This is a genomic window from uncultured Gemella sp., from assembly GCF_963525875.1.
GTDB lineage: Bacteria > Bacillota > Bacilli > Staphylococcales > Gemellaceae > Gemella.
This window is the reverse complement of sequence record NZ_CAURMG010000003.1, coordinates 1-20,218: the sequence shown is the minus strand read 5'-3', so window position 1 is coordinate 20,218 and position 20,218 is coordinate 1. Positions and strand designations below refer to the sequence as shown.

General features: G+C 30.8%; 19 protein-coding genes. 3 read left to right on the top strand and 16 right to left on the bottom strand.

Features of this window, described 5'->3' with window-relative positions; genetic code table 11:
• Positions 1-9: 9 nt before the first annotated feature.
• The 14 genes from RWQ73_RS00885 to tyrS all read right to left on the bottom strand — a co-directional run bounded on the left by RWQ73_RS00885 (position 10) and on the right by tyrS (position 12,823).
• Positions 10-1,500, bottom strand: coding sequence for a TIGR04282 family arsenosugar biosynthesis glycosyltransferase (locus RWQ73_RS00885; RefSeq protein WP_314406254.1), 1,491 nt, complete (start codon positions 1,498-1,500; stop codon positions 10-12).
• 127 nt (positions 1,501-1,627) lie between these two features.
• The gene (locus RWQ73_RS00880; RefSeq protein WP_314406253.1) at positions 1,628-2,488 is read right to left on the bottom strand and encodes a rhodanese-like domain-containing protein; all 861 of its coding nucleotides are present in this window, start codon (positions 2,486-2,488) and stop codon (positions 1,628-1,630) included.
• A 149-nt stretch (positions 2,489-2,637) separates the two neighbouring features.
• The gene (locus RWQ73_RS00875; RefSeq protein ID WP_314406252.1) at positions 2,638-3,369 is read right to left on the bottom strand and encodes a rhodanese-like domain-containing protein; all 732 of its coding nucleotides are present in this window, start codon (positions 3,367-3,369) and stop codon (positions 2,638-2,640) included.
• A 221-nt stretch (positions 3,370-3,590) separates the two neighbouring features.
• Positions 3,591-4,298, bottom strand: coding sequence for an HAD family hydrolase (locus RWQ73_RS00870; protein ID WP_314406250.1), 708 nt, complete (start codon positions 4,296-4,298; stop codon positions 3,591-3,593).
• Between the two features lie 192 nt (positions 4,299-4,490).
• Complete coding sequence (gene cysE, locus RWQ73_RS00865; RefSeq protein WP_314406248.1) at positions 4,491-5,021, bottom strand: serine O-acetyltransferase; 531 nt, start codon at positions 5,019-5,021, stop codon at positions 4,491-4,493.
• The gene (gene cysK, locus RWQ73_RS00860) at positions 5,021-5,929 is read right to left on the bottom strand and encodes a cysteine synthase A (RefSeq protein WP_314406247.1); all 909 of its coding nucleotides are present in this window, start codon (positions 5,927-5,929) and stop codon (positions 5,021-5,023) included. The genes cysE and cysK overlap by 1 nt, the downstream gene beginning before the upstream one ends.
• Positions 5,930-6,188: 259 nt before the next feature.
• Positions 6,189-6,548 (bottom strand): SIALI-17 repeat-containing surface protein, encoded by a 360-nt coding sequence (locus RWQ73_RS00855; RefSeq protein ID WP_314406246.1) that lies wholly within the window; start codon positions 6,546-6,548, stop codon positions 6,189-6,191.
• Positions 6,549-6,813: 265 nt separating this feature from the next.
• Positions 6,814-7,683: an RluA family pseudouridine synthase gene (locus RWQ73_RS00850; RefSeq protein WP_314406245.1), complete on the bottom strand. Its 870-nt coding sequence runs from the start codon at positions 7,681-7,683 to the stop codon at positions 6,814-6,816.
• On the bottom strand, positions 7,676-8,488 hold the full coding sequence (locus tag RWQ73_RS00845; protein WP_314406244.1) for an NAD kinase: 813 nt from the start codon (positions 8,486-8,488) through the stop codon (positions 7,676-7,678). The genes RWQ73_RS00850 and RWQ73_RS00845 overlap by 8 nt, the downstream gene beginning before the upstream one ends.
• Positions 8,475-9,035: a DUF402 domain-containing protein gene (locus tag RWQ73_RS00840; RefSeq protein ID WP_314087039.1), complete on the bottom strand. Its 561-nt coding sequence runs from the start codon at positions 9,033-9,035 to the stop codon at positions 8,475-8,477. Before RWQ73_RS00840 ends, RWQ73_RS00845 begins: the two co-directional genes overlap by 14 nt.
• 384 nt (positions 9,036-9,419) lie before the next feature.
• On the bottom strand, positions 9,420-10,301 hold the full coding sequence (locus RWQ73_RS00835; RefSeq protein ID WP_314406243.1) for a BRO family protein: 882 nt from the start codon (positions 10,299-10,301) through the stop codon (positions 9,420-9,422).
• Positions 10,302-10,499: 198 nt separating this feature from the next.
• Positions 10,500-10,817 (bottom strand): metal-sulfur cluster assembly factor, encoded by a 318-nt coding sequence (locus RWQ73_RS00830; RefSeq protein WP_003147395.1) that lies wholly within the window; start codon positions 10,815-10,817, stop codon positions 10,500-10,502.
• A gap of 41 nt (positions 10,818-10,858) precedes the next feature.
• The gene (rpiA, locus tag RWQ73_RS00825; RefSeq protein ID WP_314406242.1) at positions 10,859-11,533 is read right to left on the bottom strand and encodes a ribose-5-phosphate isomerase RpiA; all 675 of its coding nucleotides are present in this window, start codon (positions 11,531-11,533) and stop codon (positions 10,859-10,861) included.
• A 36-nt stretch (positions 11,534-11,569) separates the two neighbouring features.
• A complete protein-coding gene (gene tyrS, locus RWQ73_RS00820; protein WP_314406241.1) occupies positions 11,570-12,823 on the bottom strand; it encodes a tyrosine--tRNA ligase in 1,254 nt (417 codons plus the stop codon).
• A gap of 337 nt (positions 12,824-13,160) precedes the next feature.
• Between tyrS and RWQ73_RS00815 the strand changes: the two genes are divergently transcribed.
• On the top strand, positions 13,161-15,497 hold the full coding sequence (locus tag RWQ73_RS00815) for a transglycosylase domain-containing protein (RefSeq protein ID WP_314406239.1): 2,337 nt from the start codon (positions 13,161-13,163) through the stop codon (positions 15,495-15,497).
• Positions 15,498-15,622: 125 nt separating this feature from the next.
• Here RWQ73_RS00815 and RWQ73_RS00810 read toward each other — a convergent pair whose 3' ends face one another.
• Together RWQ73_RS00810 and ychF are read right to left on the bottom strand one after the other, a co-directional pair.
• Positions 15,623-16,918: a DUF6792 domain-containing protein gene (locus RWQ73_RS00810; protein ID WP_314406238.1), complete on the bottom strand. Its 1,296-nt coding sequence runs from the start codon at positions 16,916-16,918 to the stop codon at positions 15,623-15,625.
• Positions 16,919-17,022: 104 nt separating this feature from the next.
• Positions 17,023-18,123, bottom strand: a complete 1,101-nt coding sequence (ychF, locus tag RWQ73_RS00805) for a redox-regulated ATPase YchF (RefSeq protein WP_314396056.1) — start codon at positions 18,121-18,123, stop codon at positions 17,023-17,025.
• Between the two features lie 431 nt (positions 18,124-18,554).
• On the opposite strand from ychF, the gene RWQ73_RS00800 reads away from it, so the two are divergent.
• Positions 18,555-19,403 (top strand): VOC family protein, encoded by an 849-nt coding sequence (locus RWQ73_RS00800; protein ID WP_314406237.1) that lies wholly within the window; start codon positions 18,555-18,557, stop codon positions 19,401-19,403.
• Between the two features lie 144 nt (positions 19,404-19,547).
• Complete coding sequence (locus RWQ73_RS00795; RefSeq protein WP_314406236.1) at positions 19,548-20,096, top strand: VTT domain-containing protein; 549 nt, start codon at positions 19,548-19,550, stop codon at positions 20,094-20,096.
• Positions 20,097-20,218: the final 122 nt, after the last annotated feature.

Sequence of the window (20,218 nt, the reverse complement as noted above, 5' to 3'; positions counted from 1 at the left end):
ACTTTCCTCCTATTTAAAGTATGCTGATACTTTCTCTAAAAACTCTAATTCTATATATGAGACTATTTTCTTAAATGTTGCCTTATCCATCAGCATTTTATCATTTTCACTATACTGTCTGAACGCCATACTACACCATGTCACACCTCTTAGACAATTAAATATTAAATATCTTTCAAATCTTTCTTTATCAAAAGTTCGATAACTACTGTATTCCTCTAAAAAATCATTAATTTCTTTTTCTGATAAGATAATATCAGTTTTCCAAAATGTGGTTGTTGGCGCTAAGAAATGTGCTAAATCTTGCTCACACTCTCCTATTAACGCTTTTTCCCAGTCTATTATATAGCTATCTTCTTTATCTTCTCCAATTAGGAAGTTTCCTGAATTTAGTTCTGTATTAATTATACAGGGATTAGCTATAGTATATTTTTTAGGAATAAGCTTTTCACATTTTTCTAAAAATGCTCTGATATAGTTGCTGACCGCTTTATCCGCCTTCTTCCAAGTTAAATACTCACAAGACATTTGTTTACATTCATCAAACATTAGTTGAAATGGATTCGTAGCATTAATTATATTATTTTCACCATATGGTGTATTGTGAACCTCACTTAACAAATAAGCTGCAATATTCATATCCGTTTTGTAATTAAGTGGTCTTCCCTTTAAAAATTCCATAGTCAAATATTTGTAAGGGAGTAAGTTAATTTTTGTTATTAAATCATACGGCTTCGGTGTAACACCACTATCTTTTAGTAATTGTAGTGTTTCATATTCATATTCTATCTGATTTTCAAGATTCATCTGACTCTTCATATTAATTCTAAGAACCTTTTTTATATTCTTATCATAAAAGGTAAAATTAATATTATATTCTCCTGCACCTAGTAATTCAATATTACTATAACCTGTTTCTGCTAATAGAAGATCTTCTTTTGTATCAATATCAAGTCCACTATCTCCCAAATAATAGCTTAATTCATATTCTTTACAGACAGCCAATAGATTTTCTAAAACTGTATTATCCCCATAACTAGGAAGATTAAACACTTCTTTTATAGCTTTTTTCATTCCGATTAAAAAATAACCGCCATCAACACTTGGATTTATGACGACATCATAATCATCTAATTTTTCAAACGCAATGTGAATCATATTTTCTTGAAGATTAAATATATCTGAACCTAGTAAAATCACCTTCTCACTATCTTGTAATTCTATTTCAATTGCATTGTACATTTTGTCTCCAAGAGTATCTCCTACTTGATAAGAAAATTCTCTATCCTCTAGGATGTTCTTCATAATTTTATTGTCACTACTCTGTCCATCATGATAAACTACTAACTCTTCTTCACTTTTTTTCAAAATATCATAGTTTTTTTTCATTAATTTTTTTTGAATTTCAACAGCGGTTTCTGGAGAAACGAAATCATATAACCTTGTCTTTGTTGTACCTACTTTAGGTACTCTCGTAAAAAATATTATCTTGTTTTTCATCCCTGAAGTCTTCCTCTAATATTATTTTGTATATTTATAAGTACCTATTCTTATTAGCGAAAAAGTGACTTAATAATCATTTCCTTACTAAAATCACGATATTAAGTCACCCTTTCTATACTATATGTTAATGATTATGTCCTGAATGGTCATCTTTCTTATCTGAAGAGTGGTTATGCCCTTCATGACCTTTGTGCTCACCATGACCTTCTTTACAATGTTCACAGTGACCTTCATGCTTCTCTGAACCTTTTACTGTATCACTAGGATCTTTACAACAATCAGCAATTTCAAATTTATAGCTAAACTCTTTAGTTCCATCTATTGCATTAAATACATTTTTGTACCCTAAATCAATTAGTTTCTGAGCTACTACTGATGAACTAGTTCCTGTCGCACTGTATACATATATAGGAATCTCTTTATTTTCAGGTAACACAGATTGTAAATTATCTAAATTTTTAACATCGATATTTTTTGCACCTGCTCCGTGCCCTTTTTCAAAATCAACTTTATCTCTTACATCCAAGAATACATTGTTTGCTGTAGTGTCTAATAAAGCATCTTGGAATTTACTTCCATTTAACGATGTATATTTAACTAAATCATACTTATAGTCTTTAATATTTTGAGCGCCTGTTACATCTTTAAATCCTTGTTTTGTAAGTTTTTCTACAGCATTGTTAGTTGTATTAGTATTATCACTGTATACAACTACTTTTTTCTCTCTCCACAGACGAATTTGCTCGATACTTTTATCTATTTTTAATACTGGAATATTAATTGCATGTTTAAGATGACCTTGTTTATAAGCAGCTTCTTCTCTAACATCTATAACTAGGTAATTTTCTTTTTCTTTGTTATCTTTTTGAATTTTATTTAATTCCTCACCTTTTAATTCCTTTGCAGATGTAGTAGTTGAACATCCTACTAAAGTTAATGATAATACTGCTGACATACTCACAGCTAAAAGTTTATTAAATTTCATTTATGTTCCTTCCTATCCTTGTTTAATAAGAGACAAGCGGCACTTAAATATTATTTTAGGTATCCCCTGTCCCTTATTAGTATAACTTAAAAATAATTTTTTTTCTAATAAATAATATTATTTTTACTCATTATTTATAATATTATTTATTAGAACTTATATTCATGTTCTTTTGCTCCATCCCAAGCATTATACACATTTGTGTATCCTAACTCGACAGCTTTTTGTGCAGCTTTTGATGAACGGTTACCGCTATAACAGTAAGTATAAATAGGTGTATTTTTATCGTTTGGTAGTAATGCTTCAAGATCTTTATCTATATTCTTAACATCAATGTTTTTAGCCCCTGCTACATGACCTTTCTCATAATCTTTTGCTTCACGAACGTCGATAAACGTTCCTTCTTTTTTATCGATTGCAGCTTGGAATTCATTTGCTAATAAAGTAGTAAACTTAACGATTTCATAATCTTTGTAATCTTTAACACCTTGAGCGTTAGAAACTTTTTTGAATCCTGCTTTTACAAGTTTATCAGCAGCTTCTTTACTTTTCTTACCAGTATTACAAACTGTTACTACTTCTTTATCTTTCCATACGCTTAAGTGTTCCGCATGTTTTTCAATATCATCTAACGGAATATTAATTGCATGTTTTACGTGCCCTTCTTTATATTCTTTCGCATCTCTTACATCGATAACAAGGTATTTTTCTTTTTCTTTGTCATCTTTTTCAATTTTGTTTAATTCTTCTCCTTTTAGTTCTTTTACAGCAACTGTTCCATTGTTACTGCTTGAGCTACTATTCGAAGCTGAAGAACAACCTGCTAAAGATAAAGATAAAACTGTTGCCATACTGACAACTAATAATTTATTGTATTTCATAATTTTAACTCCTTTGTTATTGCTTTCATACATAGTATAACAAATCAAATTCATTCAATCAATATCACAAATTAGAGAAACAAAGAAATATTTTACTTTTTTATCATTCTTCTAACTTTACATAAAATAAAATAAAGCCTATAAATAATAATATTTATAAACTTTATTTAGCACCTTATTTTTTTAATACTTTTGTTATATTCAGAAAAATAATAATATTTTTATAACTTGTCTAATTCTGTAAAAAATTGTTTAATATTCTTCACTTTATATCCTGTATAAACTTTTAACTCATCATCAAAATGCCATTTTTTTTCAACTAGGCATGTTTTCATCCCTAATTTTTTGGCTGGATTTATATCATGATATAAGGAATCTCCAATCATCATAGTCTCCTCAGGTAATATTTCCTCAGATTCTAAAACATTTAGAAATGCACCTTCTTTAGGCTTACTTATACATTTCTCTCCTGATATATACAATTTAAAAACATCTTCTAAACCTAATTTTCTAAGTTTCATTCTTTGTTCTTTTGATTTTCCATTCGTCAAGATAATCATTTTGTATTTATCTCTATTTTTATCAATCCAGTTATTCACCTCTTCATCCGGTTCAATTAACGCTAAGATAAATTCAAATTGCTTATCATAATAAAACTTACAATCTTCTTCCGTAAGGTTTACGCCGAATTGTTCTAAAGTTAGCATTAGACGTTTGTTTCTAAGATCTATTATTTTTAAATTCCCCTTCAAAACCTCTTTAACCAACTTATTGTTAACACTCTTATATAACTTAAAAAACTCCTCATAAGTAGTCAATTTATCATACTCCAAATACTCAAACACCAACTTATTGGAAATTTTCCAAACTTTACTGAAATCATACAGAGTATTATCCAAATCAAAAATCAAGTTCTTTATCTTAGTCATCAATATCACCTCCTATAAAAAAATATCTATGAAAAATTAGATCTAAAAAATTGAGGGAATAACTCTACATCATGATTTTTAAAATCAATTTTATCGAGTCATCCCCTTGGGGTAAGCAGTTAAATATAAGTTATAATTTATTATACTATATTTAGCCGCGTTTAGATGAAAAACGAAAATATTTCTAAAGTTTTATTTGTTATCTTCTAAATATTTCACTACTGGTCTTGCTTCATAAACTATAGTTCCCTCTGGAATACTGTGTTTCACAACCGCATTCGCTCCTATTTTTGAGTTTTTACCTATAGTTATATTTCCTAAAACCTTTGCTCCTGCACCTATCATGACATTATCTCCTATAGTTGGATGTCTTTTTTCTGGATTCAATGTTGTGCCTCCAAGAGTTGTACCATGATACATCGTAACATTATCACCAACTATAGCAGTTTCTCCGATAACAACTCCCATACCATGATCAATAAATAAACCTTTTCCTATTTTTGCTCCAGGATGAATCTCAATACCAGTCAACCTTCTTGCTCTTTTAGACAATAAACGAGCTAAAGTATGCCATCCTCTTTTATATAGCTTATGTGCAAAATAGTGATAATTAAGCGCCTTTATGTGAGGGTATGTTAAATAAATCATCAATTTCGACTCTGCCGCAGGATCATCTTTAAGTACTCTATCTAAATTATAAAATAAGTTCTCAAAATAATTCATTACACTTCTACATGTGTAACATCTTCAAAATCAAGTACAGATAAATACTTATCTACACCATCAGGTAAGATTGTTACAATATTTTTATCAGGGTATTTCTCCGCAGTCTTTTTAGCTCCGACTATTGCCGCACCTGATGAAATACCAATTCCAATACCAGTAGAACGTAAGAAGTTTTTAGTTTCTTCTATTGCTTCTTCACTACTTACTGTATAGATTTCATCCATAAATTCTTTATTGAAGTTTTCTGGAATAAATCCTGTTCCAATACCTTGGATTTTGTGAACTCCTCCATGACCTTCACTAATAGCTGGAGATTCTGCTGGTTCTACTGCTATCGCTAATACTTCAGGTTTGTTTTCTTTTAGATATTTTGCAACTCCTGTAAATGTCCCTCCAGTTCCTACTCCAGCAACAAATACATCAATATTAGGAACTTGCTCTAATATTTCACGCCCTGTAGTTTTGTGGTGGTATCCCGGGTTAGCTGGATTATCAAATTGACTTAGAGAAATTGCATTACTGTATTTTTCACGAATTTCTGCAGCTTTTGCAATTGATCCTTTGATACCTAATTCTTTCGGAGTTAGAATTAATTGCGCACCGTATGCTTTAATAATATTACGTCTTTCAACACTCATACTTTCTGGCATAATAATTACCGCCTTCAAACCTAAAACAGAAGCTAAAATAGCTACAGCTATACCAGTATTCCCACTAGTTGGTTCTACAATAATAGTATCTTTATTGATTGCATCTTGTGACATCGCTTCTTCTAGCATTCCAAGTACAGCTCTGTCTTTAACACTTCCTCCTAGATTATATTTCTCTAGTTTCACAAAAATATTTGTGTTATCTAATTTATATACGGGTGTATTCCCTACGAATTTTAATGATGTTGCTATCATAAAAAATCCCTCCTTCTGACTTTATAAATAACTTTATTATTTGATTCTGATTATATCATATTTTTATGTTATAGATAAAGAAATTAATCTGAAAATTCAGGATTTTTTTAATATAATATTGAGAGCAACTAAAAATCATGATTTTAATGATGAGATATTACCCCTTTTACCCGGCAAACTAAAAAAGAGAGCATTGCCCTCTTTTTATCTGTTCGTATAAACACTAATTATTATCTAAAAGTCAAGGTTTTAAATAATATTATTTTACAGCTGAAGTTTTTGGTAAAGCTTTTTGTACATTTTTACCTTGAACTGTATTTTTAGCTGTTGATGGTACTTTATACTCAGGTTTTTCATTAATCAATGCTTCTCCTTTTTCGGCATAAGGTTTCACATCGTTAATTGTCACAGGACCGTTTTGTCCTTGACCTACAAATGGTTTTCCTGTTGCAGGATCTAATGATGGTAATGCTGGTTCTACTGGTGCTTCAGCTGGATTTACTCCACCATTGAATTCTGGTGATGCTGGTTGACCAGCTGGTCCTTCAGCGTTAGCTACTGATAATGGTAAAGCTACAACCGCAGTTGCGATTAATAAAAATTTATTGTTTAATTTCATGATATGTAAACCTCCTTGATATATCATTTATACAATTATTATACGCTCACATTTATCACTTGTCAACATTTATTTTAAAAGATTTACATAAGATTTAACATTAAATATCCCACTATAATTCTTATCTAATTGCGAAAATGAAACTGGTTTACATATGCTAAAATATTTATTTTTATAATATAATAAACTTTTACAAATCTATTACTTATAAGTCTTTTAACAACAAAAAAACATAATAAGTAAAGTCTATTCTTTACTCATTATGCTAAATAACATTTTTCATATCATTTGGTATATCAATCTTTACATTTATGCCTTGACCTGTAATCGGATGATTAAATACAAGATTACTGCAATTTAGTGCCTGACGTTTTATTAAACTCACATCTCCACCGTAAAGCTCATCACCTAATAGCGGATGATCTTCATATTTCATATGCACCCTGATTTGATGAGTTTTTCCTGTATAGAGTTTTAACTTAACTATACTAATATTAAGCTCTGGAATATATTTTTCTAACCAATATTCAGTCTTAGCATATTCTCCACCTTCACCAACTTCACGTTCTATTATACTTGAACTTACTCTACGAATCGGAGCTTCTATTATCTCATTATCCTTTACTTTCCCATTTACTAATGCTATGTAATATTTATCTATACTCAAATTACTAAACAACGCATGTATATGCCTATGTTTTGCAATTAATACTAATCCAGATGTGTTTTTATCAAGTCTCGTTACTATATGCGGAATTGAGTTAATATTTTTCTCTTGAAAATAGTAATTTACTCTCTCAAGCAGTGACTCGTCTTCAACATTCCTCGAAGGTATTGAAGGTAGGTTGATTTCTTTATTGACTATCATAAAATACTCATCTTCATAAACTATATCAATTGGTTTGTTTATGAAGCGAACAAATTCGGTGAAATTTTCGCTAGGTAAAGTAATCTCTACTCTATCATTTTCTTTTAACATATATCTAACGTTCTCTTCTCTATCATTTACCTTTATGCTACCGTCATGATCAAATTTTATTCTAGTCAAGGTTTTCCTAGAAATATTATTTTCTAATAAAAATTCTCTTAACAGTTGTTCTTTTTTTACAACATACTTTAAAGTAATATTAGTCATTTTTAATAAACGATCTCTTCACACGTTGCCAGAAGCTATCTTCATTATAACGAATAAATGAAATCTTCTTATCCTTTTCTAGAGTTATTTTTATTTTAGCTACACTATCATAATTAAAATGCATGTGATCTACTGTTATGCGGTGATTTTCCATACTCATCGGCTTAATCATAAGTTCATCATTTTGTGATAATATTAGTGGATTTCCCAATGTTCGATAAACAAGATTATTTAGCGCAGCAATCTCTGTTACTTGATACAACGGCAGTTGGGGGTGAATCACAGCCCCACCTAAGCTTTTATTATACGCAGTAGACCCTGTTGGTGTACTTATACATAACCCGTCTCCTCTAAAACTCTCAAAGTGGACACCATTTATATAAACCTTAGCCGCATAAGTAGATCCTGTATGATTATTTACCGTTATTTCATTTAATGAACAATAGTCAGAAACTAAGTCCCCATTAGCACAATACGCCTTAACTCTTAATAGTGGATATTGTTCTATCTTAGGTTTTAATGCTAACATATCAAAAAATATTTTCTCATAGTTTTGAGCAGAATAATCGGTATAAAATCCTAAATGCCCGGTATGGATAGATAAAAATTTTATATTATCCAAACTATTCATATACTTATTGAATGTTCTCAGTACAGTTCCATCTCCCCCAATTGCAAAAACATAATCAGGATTACTCTTATCTTCTTCCATATCACTAGATAATAAGAACTCTTTTAACTTCAAACCTATCTTCTCTGAAACTTCATCATTTCTAACTTCTATGCTAAATTTACCTTCTAACATCTTGATTTTCACCTATTATTTTTTCGTAATTTTCTAACCATACATCAGCAAAATCCGGTGCAAGTGCACCTTGATTATTATCAATCCATTCTTGAAGCTTATTAACATTATACTTCAATATCTTATCGATCTTTTCACCATATTTATATCGTGCTTTGTTTTGATTATACTCATCTTCATCTAGTAAGAAATATTTACCATCAGGATATTTCTTTATATCTAAATCATAGTCAATGTATTTTACACCATCCACATCATATGCGAATGGACTACTTAAGTTTGAGTAATAATGTACCCCATCTTCTCTAAACATGCATATTATATTAAACCAACATTCATTGTGAAAATATACTAAAGCAATTTCTTTAGTAACCCAAGTTCTTCCATCATTTTCTGTTACAAGTGTTCTGTTATTTGCTAGAATTAGAACCTGTTCATCCGCTTCTAGTACAACATTTTTGTGCCAAATTCTATGTATTGAACCATCATGCTTATATGCTATTATTTTTACTACATCGCCCTTCTTAGGCCTTTCTCCTCTGTACATAGTTCCTCCTTTCATACTTAATTTTAATGTCTTTTTAATTATAACATATTTAATATATTTCGTTCTACTGTAACAGTAATTTTTTTGTAAAATTATATCTTAGCATAAATATCAAAATCTCAGGTTGAACATCCAAGTTTTGCACTTGAAAACAGCACAAAACCACTATAAACACATGGTATAATAACGTTTATAGTGGTTGTTTTTTCGAGAGAATTTGTTGTGCACGAATTATAAGGGATATCTATTTAAAAATCTTGAAGTTGTATTAAAAAATAAACACAGGCTGACCTTAAAATCCTAATTACAAAACCTGTTTTACTAAACGCAACTCTTTAACGTTATTTATTTCGTGAATTTTTGGAATTTTATATGCATTTAACATTACAATTTAGATTTAAGATTTTTATCTTCATCTACTTCTTCAGTGGACTTAAATACATCCGATATTAATCGCCCTAAATCAATCGCATTTTTAGGAGTAATAACAGGTTGCATTGTTTCTTGTTCTATTTCTTTTCTCGCATTTCCTGCAATTGAACCCCCTCGTTTAGCAACTTTTTTATTTTCTTCTAATCCATGAGGGTGAGTTGCATTAGCTAATTCTGTGGTAGTTGCTTCTGCAAGCATATTTAACACTAGTTCAAGTGTTGTCATATTATCTCTTAAATTTTGTTTCTTTAAACCTTTATAATCTTTGTATTGTCTAGTTGTCATACCTGACCAAGCTTTTGTTATTTCATTAGTAAGAATAGCATATTCTCTACCTTCTTTAACACCATGATCTTCCCAAGTATCTGTAAGTTCTTTTCTAACTTGAATAGCCTGAAGTCTTTGATTAATCCATTCCCTACTATATCCTTTTTTAAGATAGGTTTCTAAAGCTCTATCAATAGTTAATTCTGGATCGATAATTTCATCTATTCTCTCTTTTCCCACTTCTGCAAGCCAAATTTTAAATGGTTCTGCCTTTGGTGATGGTATGGATTGAATAATACGGAATATTCCTTGCATATCTGCAACGTCAGTATTATATTTTTTACCGTCTGAAGATTCTAATTTCAGTTGTACGATATTTTCGTACAACTGAATTGCACCTTCTTCATCTTTCATCTTTCTTTTTAAATCGCTCCAGTATCTTCTGGGATTTTTACTATCTGTTAGCACACCAACAATATCAACCACACTAAAATACCATTCTTCTTTATCATTATCCCAAATAGATCTAATTTGATTTCCATCAAATAATTTTATTTCGTTATCCATGTATTGTTCCTTTCTAAGCTATATATGCTATTAAAAACAGTTACAAATTAGATGATTCTAAACAACTTATAGACTATTATTCTTAGAGTTTTAATATTTACGAAACTCTAAAATCTTTAAATTAAACAAATTCCAAACATTTACAACAACTAAAAACGCAATTAAATTAGGATTCCCCATTCAAATTGTATTTGTATTTTATTCGTAATCTATTACTCCCAGAGCTATCTTAGCATAACGTGACATTTTGTCTTTTGTCCACGCTGGTTCCCAAACTATGTTGACATCAACTTTCTCTATCTCATCAACACCTAGCATAGCTGTTTCCACTTGCTCTATAATAATTGGCGCTAACGGACACCCCATAGATGTCAATGTCATATCAACGATTGCATGTTTATTATCATCACTCATCTTAACATCATATACTAATCCTAAGTTCATAATATCTATACCTAACTCTGGATCTATTACATTTTCTAGTGCTTCTATTACTCTATCTTTTAATGTTTCCATTTTCTCACCTCTTTATTTTGACCTTTCAATACTAATGAAATTTATTTATTTGGATTCTCTATGATTACTGCTCCATGCTCTGTTCCTTTTATGCACAGTTTACACATATTTAAAAACAATCCGTGTTCTACTACTCCTACTATGCTTTCAAGTTCTTCTTTTACAGATTTGATATCGAACCCATACCCTAAATGTAAGTCTACAATAAAATTATTATTATCTGTTATTAGAGTATTTCCATCTTTTAGTCTTAATACTGGATTTAATCCCGCTTCTTCCATTTTTCTAATCGTATGACTATAACCAAATGGTAATATTTCTACAGGTAAATTGAAGTTCCCAAGTTTTTCTACATCTTTACTTTCATCATAAATCCAGATTACTTCACGTGCGATATCAGCAACGATCTTTTCTCTAAATAACGCTGCACCTCCGCCTTTTATCGCATTAAATTCCTTATCTATTTCATCTACACCATCAACAGCAAGATCAATATGATCGATTTCTTCTAGTTCTTTGATTGTAAGACCAAGACTTTGGGCTAATTCAACCGTTTGAATTGATGTTGATACCATCTCAACATTTAATCCTTCTTTTACTCTATCAGCTAGTGCGTGTACAAAATAGAATACCGTTGAACCCGTTCCTAAACCAACTATCATACCATCTTTTACATATTCTACAGCCTTTTTACCAACAACTTCTTTTAAATTCATTTCGAATCCCCTTTTTATGTATATGTTACTTTTATTTTATTTATACTCTACTAATAGATATTTCTTCTTACCACGTCTAAGTACTGTAAATCCATCTTCTAATCTATCTTTAGCATCAACAACATACTCTAAATCTGTAACTTTATCACCGTTAACATAAACAGCTCCATTGTTTACATCTTCACGAGCTTGACGTTTTGATTGAACTAGATTACTTTCAACTAGGAAATCTACGATATTGTATTCTTTTTTCTCTAATTCAGACTTCGGCATTCCTTTAACAGCTGCTTTTAATTCATCGTGAGTTAGTTCTTTAATGTTTCCTGAGAATAATGCTTTTGTAATGTTTAATGCACTTTCTAACGCTTTTTCACCATGAACAATTTTCACCATTTCTTCAGCTAATGCTTTTTGAGCAAGACGTAAGTGGGGTTCTTTTTCTGAACTTTCTCTTAATTCTTCAATTTGGTCTTTTTCTAAGAATGTGAATTTCTTAAGAGCAGGTACTACTTCTGTATCTGCAGTGTTAAACCAAAATTGGTAGAATTCATATGGTGTCGTTTGTTCTGGATCTAACCACACTGCTCCACCAGTTGATTTTCCAAATTTAGTTCCGTCAGATTTTAACATTAATGGAATAGTAAATCCGTATGCTTCCACATCTCCTCGTAGCTTTCTCATAATTTCTAAACCAGTAGTAATATTACCCCATTGGTCTGAACCACCAATTTGTAATTTAACATTGTGGTGTTCATTTAAGTATGCATAGTCAATACCTTGCAAAATAGTATAACTGAACTCTGTAAAAGATAAACCATTATCTAATCGGCTTGAAATAGAATCCTTCGCTAATAAGTAGTTAATATTTACTAATTTTCCGTAATCACGTAAGAATTCAATCATAGATAGTTTTCCTAACCAATCACGGTTATTTACGAATTCGATGTTGTCATCTCCGCGAAAAATATTACGAAGTTGTGCTTCAAGACGACGAGCGTTATCTTCAATTACTTCAAGGCTTTGTAATTGACGCTCTTCACTTCTTCCTGATGGGTCACCTATGATTCCAGTTCCTCCACCTACTAAAATAACAGGTTTATGCCCATGCTGTTGAAATCTTTTTAATGTTAAAAATGGCAGTAAGTGACCTATGTGTAATGAGTTACCAGTTGGATCTGTACCACAGTAAATCGATATACTTTCTTTTTCTAATAATTCTTTTATTCCCTCTTCATCTGTTTGCTGATAAACTAAATCTCTATATTTTAAATCTTCTAATAATTTACTCATTAAAATACCTCCATAACAATTTTAATACACTTATCTCAATTATATCATATTTTCTACTTTTTCTTTTATCTTTTTCTTATATTTTAAAAACAAACTAATAAATTCTTAGGGAAATTCCTATATAAAAAAACTAGAATCTGCCATTAAAAACAAATAACTCCCCTAACCTAACTTCTAATTAAAAATATATCCTTAAGTTAGCCTCTAGCTATTTATAAAGCTAAGATTTAGTTTGCAAATTAACTATATATCCTCCACACCCCTATCATATAATTTAGTTTTTCCTGTAAAATTATGGTATAATAAAAGTTATAGTATGCAATCTAAGGAGATTTCAATGAAAAACAAGAAGATACTAACTTCTATAACGCAATCCCTCCTTCTTTCAACTGGACTTCTACTTAGTCTAAGTGCGGGGCTTGCTATTGGTTATGTGGGTGGCTTAGTTAAAGATCAACCTGTCTTAACTCAAAAAGAAATGAAAGATCAAATTAATAATATTAGTAAAAACAGTGAGGTCTACTTCGGAAGTGGAGAAAAATTAGGTACTATTAACTCTGAACTAATTAGGAAAACTGTCACTTATGAAGAACTTGGAGATAATGTTAAAAATGCGATAATTGCTAGTGAAGATTCAAACTTTTATTCAAACAGTGGTGTTGATATTTTCGCCGTTCTACGTGCCTCTCTTAGTGAAGTAACAGGAGCAAAAACAACAGGTGGTAGTACTATAACTCAGCAATTAGTAAAAAACCAGCTTCTTGATAATTCAAGATCTTATGAAAGAAAGGCAAAAGAAATATTACTAGCACTTCGTGTAGATAGTCATTTTTCTAAAAATGAAATCCTTGAAAATTACCTAAATGTTGCCCCATTCGGAAAAAATAGTTTAGGGCAAAACATCAGTGGAATCGAAACTGCAGCACAGGGAGTTTTTGGTGTTCACTCTAAAGATTTAAACATAGCTCAAGCTGCATATCTTGTAGGTTTTGTCCAATCGCCATACAAATACACACCATTTGACTCAGCCGGAAATATCAGATCAAATGAAGAACTTCAAGCTGGATTTGAACGACAACAATATGTATTAGAGCGTATGCTTTCAAATAATTTTATAACTAAAGCGCAACTCGAAGAAGCTAAAAATTTCGATATTAAGGGTGCATTCACTAAACAAAAATATTCTGAATACACAGATTATCCTTTTATTCGTGACGAAGTTACTAGTTCAGTTGCAGAAATATTAGCCGAGCAAACCGCTGCTAAAAATCATAAAGAAGAAACATTCAAAAACAATGCAGAATATAGAAATGATTTAATCGAAAAAAGTAGAATTAAATTCATAACTGGTGGTTATAAAGTAAAAACTACACTTGATAAGAAACTTTACGATACACTTCAAGAAACGAAAAAACAATTCGCTTCTTATCCAACACATACTCAGGGTGGTGTTGTTTATCCATTAGAAATTGGAGCATCGGTTATTGAAAACAGTACTGGTAAAGTATTAGCGTTTATCGGTGGTATGGACTACAAAAAACAACAACTTAACCACGCTACAAGAACTCGTCGTTCACCAGGTTCTACAATCAAACCACTATTAGTTTATGGACCAGCTATCGATAAAGGTTACATTACTCCTAACTCAACAGTTTTAGATAAGAGATTTAACCACTATGGTTGGAGACCTGAGAACTATGATATGTCTGAGCGTGGATATCTACCTGCTAGACAAGCATTAGCTAGATCTCTTAACTTACCAACTGTAAGATTATATTCTGCGTTTTATAAAGAAGATCCTGTTACTAATTACTTAGAGAAAATGGATATTGAAGGTCTTACAGAAAGTGATAAGACTAACTTAGCTACTGCCATTGGTGGTATGACTTACGGTTTATCAGTTACAGAGAATACTAGTGCCTTTTCTACTTTTGCAAATAAAGGTGAACATAAAAAGGCACATATTATCGAAGAAATCGAAAATAATGATGGAGAGCTAGTTTATAAAGCTGATTTCTCTCCAGTTAAAGTATTCGAAGAATCTACAAGTTATCTAATCGTCGATATGCTTGGAGATGTAATCAATAAGAGTTATGGTCTATCTCATGATATGCCAAGTAAACTTAAATTCAATTCTAAAAACTTATTTGTAAAAACAGGGACTTCTGAGTACTATAAAGACCTATGGGTTGTTGGTGGTTCTACAAAAATAACTGTTGGTCTATGGAATGGATACGATAGTCCGGCAAAAGTACCAAGTTATGACTATGCTCAAAGAAGCTGGGTTGCAGTTATGAATGCCATTTATGCACTTGATAAAAACTTAATCTCTCCAGATACTGCCTTTAGTCGACCTAAATCAGTCGTTGATGCAAGTATTAACAGTTATAACAATGCAAAAGGTGGTACAAAAGATATAGTTCCAAATGGCTTTAAAGAACTATCTAAAGAAAAAACATTGGCGAAGTTTGGTTATAATATCGATAAGGGTATTTCATTTAACGATCCTTCAAAAGTCGTTGTAACAAAGCCTGTTCAGAAAGAAGAGAAGAAAGACGACAAAGACAAAAAGGATAAAAAAGAAGAGAAAGAAGAGCGTACAGTGACTATTACTGAAACTTCACCTCCTCCAATCTTAAAACCAACTGTTATCACAGAAGAAGATGAGGAATAAAAAAAAGGGATTGGCTAAAACGGTCAATCCCTTCTTATAATTTAATATTCTTAAAGATTTTAAATCACATTGTTTCCATAAAATGCAACTTATATAATTTATATTTTAATATGCTAACTTAATTTTTATGATTTCAATTTAACCAACTCATCATATAAAGCCGGCAAATCATGGGCTTTTGCTATTTCAGACCATCCCTCTACATCATCTAATGCTTTAGCATGGGTTAAAGTGTATATCGCTCTTGTTAATGTGTAGAATTCCTGTAATGGTTTTAGTAAATTTTTAAGATTCGATTTACTTGTATCCCCCATAACTTTTTTATAAAGTGATGTTGCATCCTTGCTACCTTTACTTTTAATAACATCGTCAGGTATAATTCCTGAGTATGCTAAATACAATAGATAATTATAAATCGCCTTAAACGTTCTATATGAATCAGCTACTTTGCTCCCACCATTATTTTGTTCTTCATTTTTTAATCTAAGATTACTTATTTGCTTTTGTATTGGAGTCTTTATTTTCTCTACAAGTAACCCTATGAATTCATCTGCAACTTGCTTTTGATTCTCAACTACATTATTTGGTGTAATATTTTTCTGCAATAATCTATTATAAAAATCACCAAAAATCTTATCTAATTCGTATGTGTCTTCTTCAGTTAGATACTCTTCAGGCTTAACAAATTTTTTTATGATTGGTGGAAACTCAATTGTTTTTCCTACATTAAATGTTCCTACTGTCATATTTAATGATTGAACAAAATCATTTTTTCTTACAAAATTATAAATATGATGAGCACTTTTGGCATAATAATTAGAAGTAAATTCTTGGAGTTTATTAGTCTCCTCTAAATCTTTTTCTAAAAAATACTCTTGTAACTTTTTGTTGAATTTTTTATCATATTTTCTTAATTGTTTTAACTGTGGCAATGCTGTATTGAATGTATAAACTCGCTGATATATTTTCTTAAGTAACTCTACGGTGATAGCTAAATGACCACCAAGAGAATGTCCAGCTGCAACTTTATAGCACACATCAAAGTCTAGAATCTTTCTTTTTAAAAATCTATTAAATAAACATGCTGAGTCTATCTGACTAGTATTTTCTCCTGAAACTATTCCTGTATAATTGTAAAACCAATCACTAATATCTTCACTCTCACTACCTCTGTAAATAACAAGAAGTTCTTTAAGTTCTGGTATATAGATTGCTGTAGCTTGAAATCCATTTTTCGTAATCTTTGGAATTGATATTCCACTATTGTAAACTTCAATCTCTTCAAATATTTTTCCAGTTACATCTTTTATAATTCTTTTTATTTTATATTCTATAGTGCTCTGTTTTTTGCTTCCTTTTATCAAATACTCATACTCTGCTAATTTTGCTACAAGTAATGGATTATGAAAAAACCTTAACATCAATATATCACCCCTTTTATAAAATCAATTATAACATATTTTATAAATAATATAAAAATTCTATATCTTCCCAATTAATGAGAAAATATAGAATTCTATTTTTATTATACGTTGAATCTAAATAACATGATGTCGCCGTCTTTTACTTCGTATTCTTTACCTTCAAGACGAACACGACCAGCTTCTTTAGCTTTTGGCATACTTCCGTATTCAACTAAGTCATCATAACTTACAGTTTCAGCACGGATAAATCCACGTTCGAAGTCAGAGTGGATAATTCCAGCACATTCAGGAGCTAACATACCTTTTTTGAATGTCCATGCACGTACTTCTTGCACACCTGCTGTGAAGTATGTTGCTAATCCTAATAGACTGTAACTTGCTTTGATTAATTTATCTAATCCACTTTCATCGATTCCTAACTCTTCAAGGAACATTGCTTTTTCTTCATCTTCTAACGAAGCCATTTCTTCTTCGATTTTTGCACAAACTACGATTACTTGGCTTCCTTCACTTGCAGCAAATTCACGTACACTAGCTACGTGTTTGTTAGAATCAACGTCTAGTAAATCATCTTCACTTACGTTAGCAACATAAAGCATAGGTTTCATTGTTAATAAATGTAATCCTTTTGCGATTTTTTGCTCTTCTTTATCTAATTCTAAAAGTCTAGCTGGTTTTTCTTCTTTAAGAATATCACGCACTTTAGAAAGCACAGAAAATTCTGCAACTGCATCTTTATCTTTTTGTTTAGCTTGTTTTTCAACACGTCCGATACGTTTTTCAACGCTTTCTAAGTCTGCTAGGATTAACTCTAAGTTAATAACTTCGATATCGTATAATGGATCTACTCCACCAGCAACGTGGGTAATGTTTTCATCTTCAAAACACCTAACAACTTGACAAATTGCATCTACTTCACGAATGTGACTTAAGAATTTATTTCCTAGTCCTTCTCCTTTAGATGCACCTTTTACGATACCAGCAATATCTGTAAATTCAAATGATGTTGGTACTGTTTTTTTAGGTTCTACTAATTCTGTTAATTTATTTAATCTGTGGTCTGGTACTTCTACAATTCCTACGTTTGGATCAATTGTTGCGAAAGGATAGTTCGCTGCTAATGCTCCTGCTTTTGTAATTGCGTTAAAAAGTGTACTTTTCCCTACGTTTGGTAATCCTACTATTCCGGCTGTTAATGCCATAGTATTAATCACTCCTTTTCTTCATTAATTTCTTATATTACTTAGGCCTTGCCTACTCAACTTAACTATTATAACATAAAACACAAAACTTATCATTTAATATTATGCTATTTAAAAATATTTTTGCTAATAATCACTAATTTTATTCATTAGTATACTATAGGATACTAACTATTATAAAAGTACGTACTTTACAAAATATATTTTAGTATGTAAAATATATTTTGAGAGTTGACCCAAAAGTCCTAAATTTTTAAAAAGGTATATGATAATTCGTAGACACAGTGTTATTGCTATCTAAATTTGCTTTACAAAAGCTTCTTAGATATCTAATAAACTGTGCGTGGGTGACTCAACAAAATCGATTTCTCCGAAATCACAATTTTTGAGTCACTCCCATGGAAAATAAACTAAAAGGATGGTAATTTACTATGAAAAAATATAACTCAAACATTAAACTTGGAACTGCAACACTTAATGTTGTAAACTTTGAAAGACAGCTTAAATTTTACACAGAAGCTATGGATATGACTATAATTTCTAAAAACGAAACTGAAGCTACTTTAGGTACTTCTGATAACACTCCGCTTCTTCACTTGAAAAAAGTTGATGGTCCTCTAGTTCGTTCTTACGGACTTTATCACATAGCGTACCTAGTTCCAGATGAACAAAGTCTAGCTAATATATTACGCCACTTTATAGATTCTAATATGCCATTGGATGGAGGATCTGATCACGGTTATAGTAATGCTCTTTATCTAAGTGATATTGAAGGTAACGGCATAGAAGTATATTATGACAAAGATGAAAGTACTTGGGATATAAAAGAAGATGGAAGAATCATAGGAGTAACAGAACCTATCGATGCTACGCACCTACTTGATATTTCTGAAACTGTAGTACCTTATTCTTTACCAGTAGGAACTATTATTGGACATATTCACCTGAGTGTTCAAAACTCAACTGTTTCATCTAACTTCTACCAAGAAGTACTAGGATTTAGTGATAAATTCTCCGTGGCTAGTGCTAGTTGGATTGCTTATGGCAATTATCACCATCATCTAGCTGTTAATCACTGGGGAGGCCCTCATCAAAGCTTTAGACAAAAAGGCACTCCAGGTTTGGATCATTTTGAGATTCTATTTATCGATGAAGATACTTATAATAAAGTTATAGAAAATATAAAAAATAACAACACTAAAATTATCTCTGAATATGATAATAAGATTATTATAAATGATCCAAATGGTATTGAAATTCATTTAATAAAAGAAGTATAATATCTAAAAATCTTTACATGAGTGACTCGAAAAACGGATTTCTCTGAAATCATGATTTTTGAGTCACTCCCTTTTAGTTTTTAGTCGCTTATTTCCCTAGCTTTATGATATAATAAGAATATTACTTTATCAGGAGGAGAAACTATGCAGGATTTTATAGCACAATTTGGTGATTTTGCACCTATAGTCTTTTTAATACTAGCATCTATATTACCAATATTTTTATTCCCACCAGGGATATTTTCTGCGATTGGTGGTTATTTATTTGGCTTTACTAATGGTTTTATCCTTTCGATAATTTCTTCGATAATCTACACTAGCGTAATGTTTATCATTTCAAGATATTTCGCCAGTGACTACGTCGAAAAATATTTAGCTAAGAAACTATCTAAAAAACAATACGATACAATTTTCGGTATAAGTGAAAATAAACTTATGATATTTTTAATAATATATAGATTAATACCTGTTCTTCCAAACAGCGTTATTTGTTACTCATATGGATTAACTAGAATATCTTTTAGAAAATATTTTATAGGTAATATTATAGGGCTTATCCCTGGAAAAATGATCTGGTTACACTTCGGAACCACTCTAAATAATATTAGAAGTATGGAGTTCTTATACGGAATAATTATCGTTTTAGCTTTTCTTTTTATCAGTTCTAAAGTAGCAAAACGATTTAATAAATAATAAAAAACTAGTGAATCTCTAAATTGATTCACTAGCTTTTTCATATTATGAATTTTTTTCAACTATCTTTTTAATTTTTTTGTTAAACTCACGTCTTGGCATCATAATGTTATTATCACACT

What these genes read in the sequence shown, in the direction of transcription:
- RWQ73_RS00885 (WP_314406254.1), bottom strand. Translation starts at nt 1,500, where the DNA reads ATGAAAAACAAGATAATATTTTTTACGAGAGTACCTAAAGTAGGTACA.
- RWQ73_RS00880 (WP_314406253.1), bottom strand. Translation starts at nt 2,488, where the DNA reads ATGAAATTTAATAAACTTTTAGCTGTGAGTATGTCAGCAGTATTATCA.
- RWQ73_RS00875 (WP_314406252.1), bottom strand. Translation starts at nt 3,369, where the DNA reads ATGAAATACAATAAATTATTAGTTGTCAGTATGGCAACAGTTTTATCT.
- RWQ73_RS00870 (WP_314406250.1), bottom strand. Translation starts at nt 4,298, where the DNA reads ATGACTAAGATAAAGAACTTGATTTTTGATTTGGATAATACTCTGTAT.
- cysE (WP_314406248.1), bottom strand. Translation starts at nt 5,021, where the DNA reads ATGAATTATTTTGAGAACTTATTTTATAATTTAGATAGAGTACTTAAA.
- cysK (WP_314406247.1), bottom strand. Translation starts at nt 5,929, where the DNA reads ATGATAGCAACATCATTAAAATTCGTAGGGAATACACCCGTATATAAA.
- RWQ73_RS00855 (WP_314406246.1), bottom strand. Translation starts at nt 6,548, where the DNA reads ATGAAATTAAACAATAAATTTTTATTAATCGCAACTGCGGTTGTAGCT.
- RWQ73_RS00850 (WP_314406245.1), bottom strand. Translation starts at nt 7,683, where the DNA reads ATGACTAATATTACTTTAAAGTATGTTGTAAAAAAAGAACAACTGTTA.
- RWQ73_RS00845 (WP_314406244.1), bottom strand. Translation starts at nt 8,488, where the DNA reads ATGTTAGAAGGTAAATTTAGCATAGAAGTTAGAAATGATGAAGTTTCA.
- RWQ73_RS00840 (WP_314087039.1), bottom strand. Translation starts at nt 9,035, where the DNA reads ATGTACAGAGGAGAAAGGCCTAAGAAGGGCGATGTAGTAAAAATAATA.
- RWQ73_RS00835 (WP_314406243.1), bottom strand. Translation starts at nt 10,301, where the DNA reads ATGGATAACGAAATAAAATTATTTGATGGAAATCAAATTAGATCTATT.
- RWQ73_RS00830 (WP_003147395.1), bottom strand. Translation starts at nt 10,817, where the DNA reads ATGGAAACATTAAAAGATAGAGTAATAGAAGCACTAGAAAATGTAATA.
- rpiA (WP_314406242.1), bottom strand. Translation starts at nt 11,533, where the DNA reads ATGAATTTAAAAGAAGTTGTTGGTAAAAAGGCTGTAGAATATGTAAAA.
- tyrS (WP_314406241.1), bottom strand. Translation starts at nt 12,823, where the DNA reads ATGAGTAAATTATTAGAAGATTTAAAATATAGAGATTTAGTTTATCAG.
- RWQ73_RS00815 (WP_314406239.1), top strand. Translation starts at nt 13,161, where the DNA reads ATGAAAAACAAGAAGATACTAACTTCTATAACGCAATCCCTCCTTCTT.
- RWQ73_RS00810 (WP_314406238.1), bottom strand. Translation starts at nt 16,918, where the DNA reads ATGTTAAGGTTTTTTCATAATCCATTACTTGTAGCAAAATTAGCAGAG.
- ychF (WP_314396056.1), bottom strand. Translation starts at nt 18,123, where the DNA reads ATGGCATTAACAGCCGGAATAGTAGGATTACCAAACGTAGGGAAAAGT.
- RWQ73_RS00800 (WP_314406237.1), top strand. Translation starts at nt 18,555, where the DNA reads ATGAAAAAATATAACTCAAACATTAAACTTGGAACTGCAACACTTAAT.
- RWQ73_RS00795 (WP_314406236.1), top strand. Translation starts at nt 19,548, where the DNA reads ATGCAGGATTTTATAGCACAATTTGGTGATTTTGCACCTATAGTCTTT.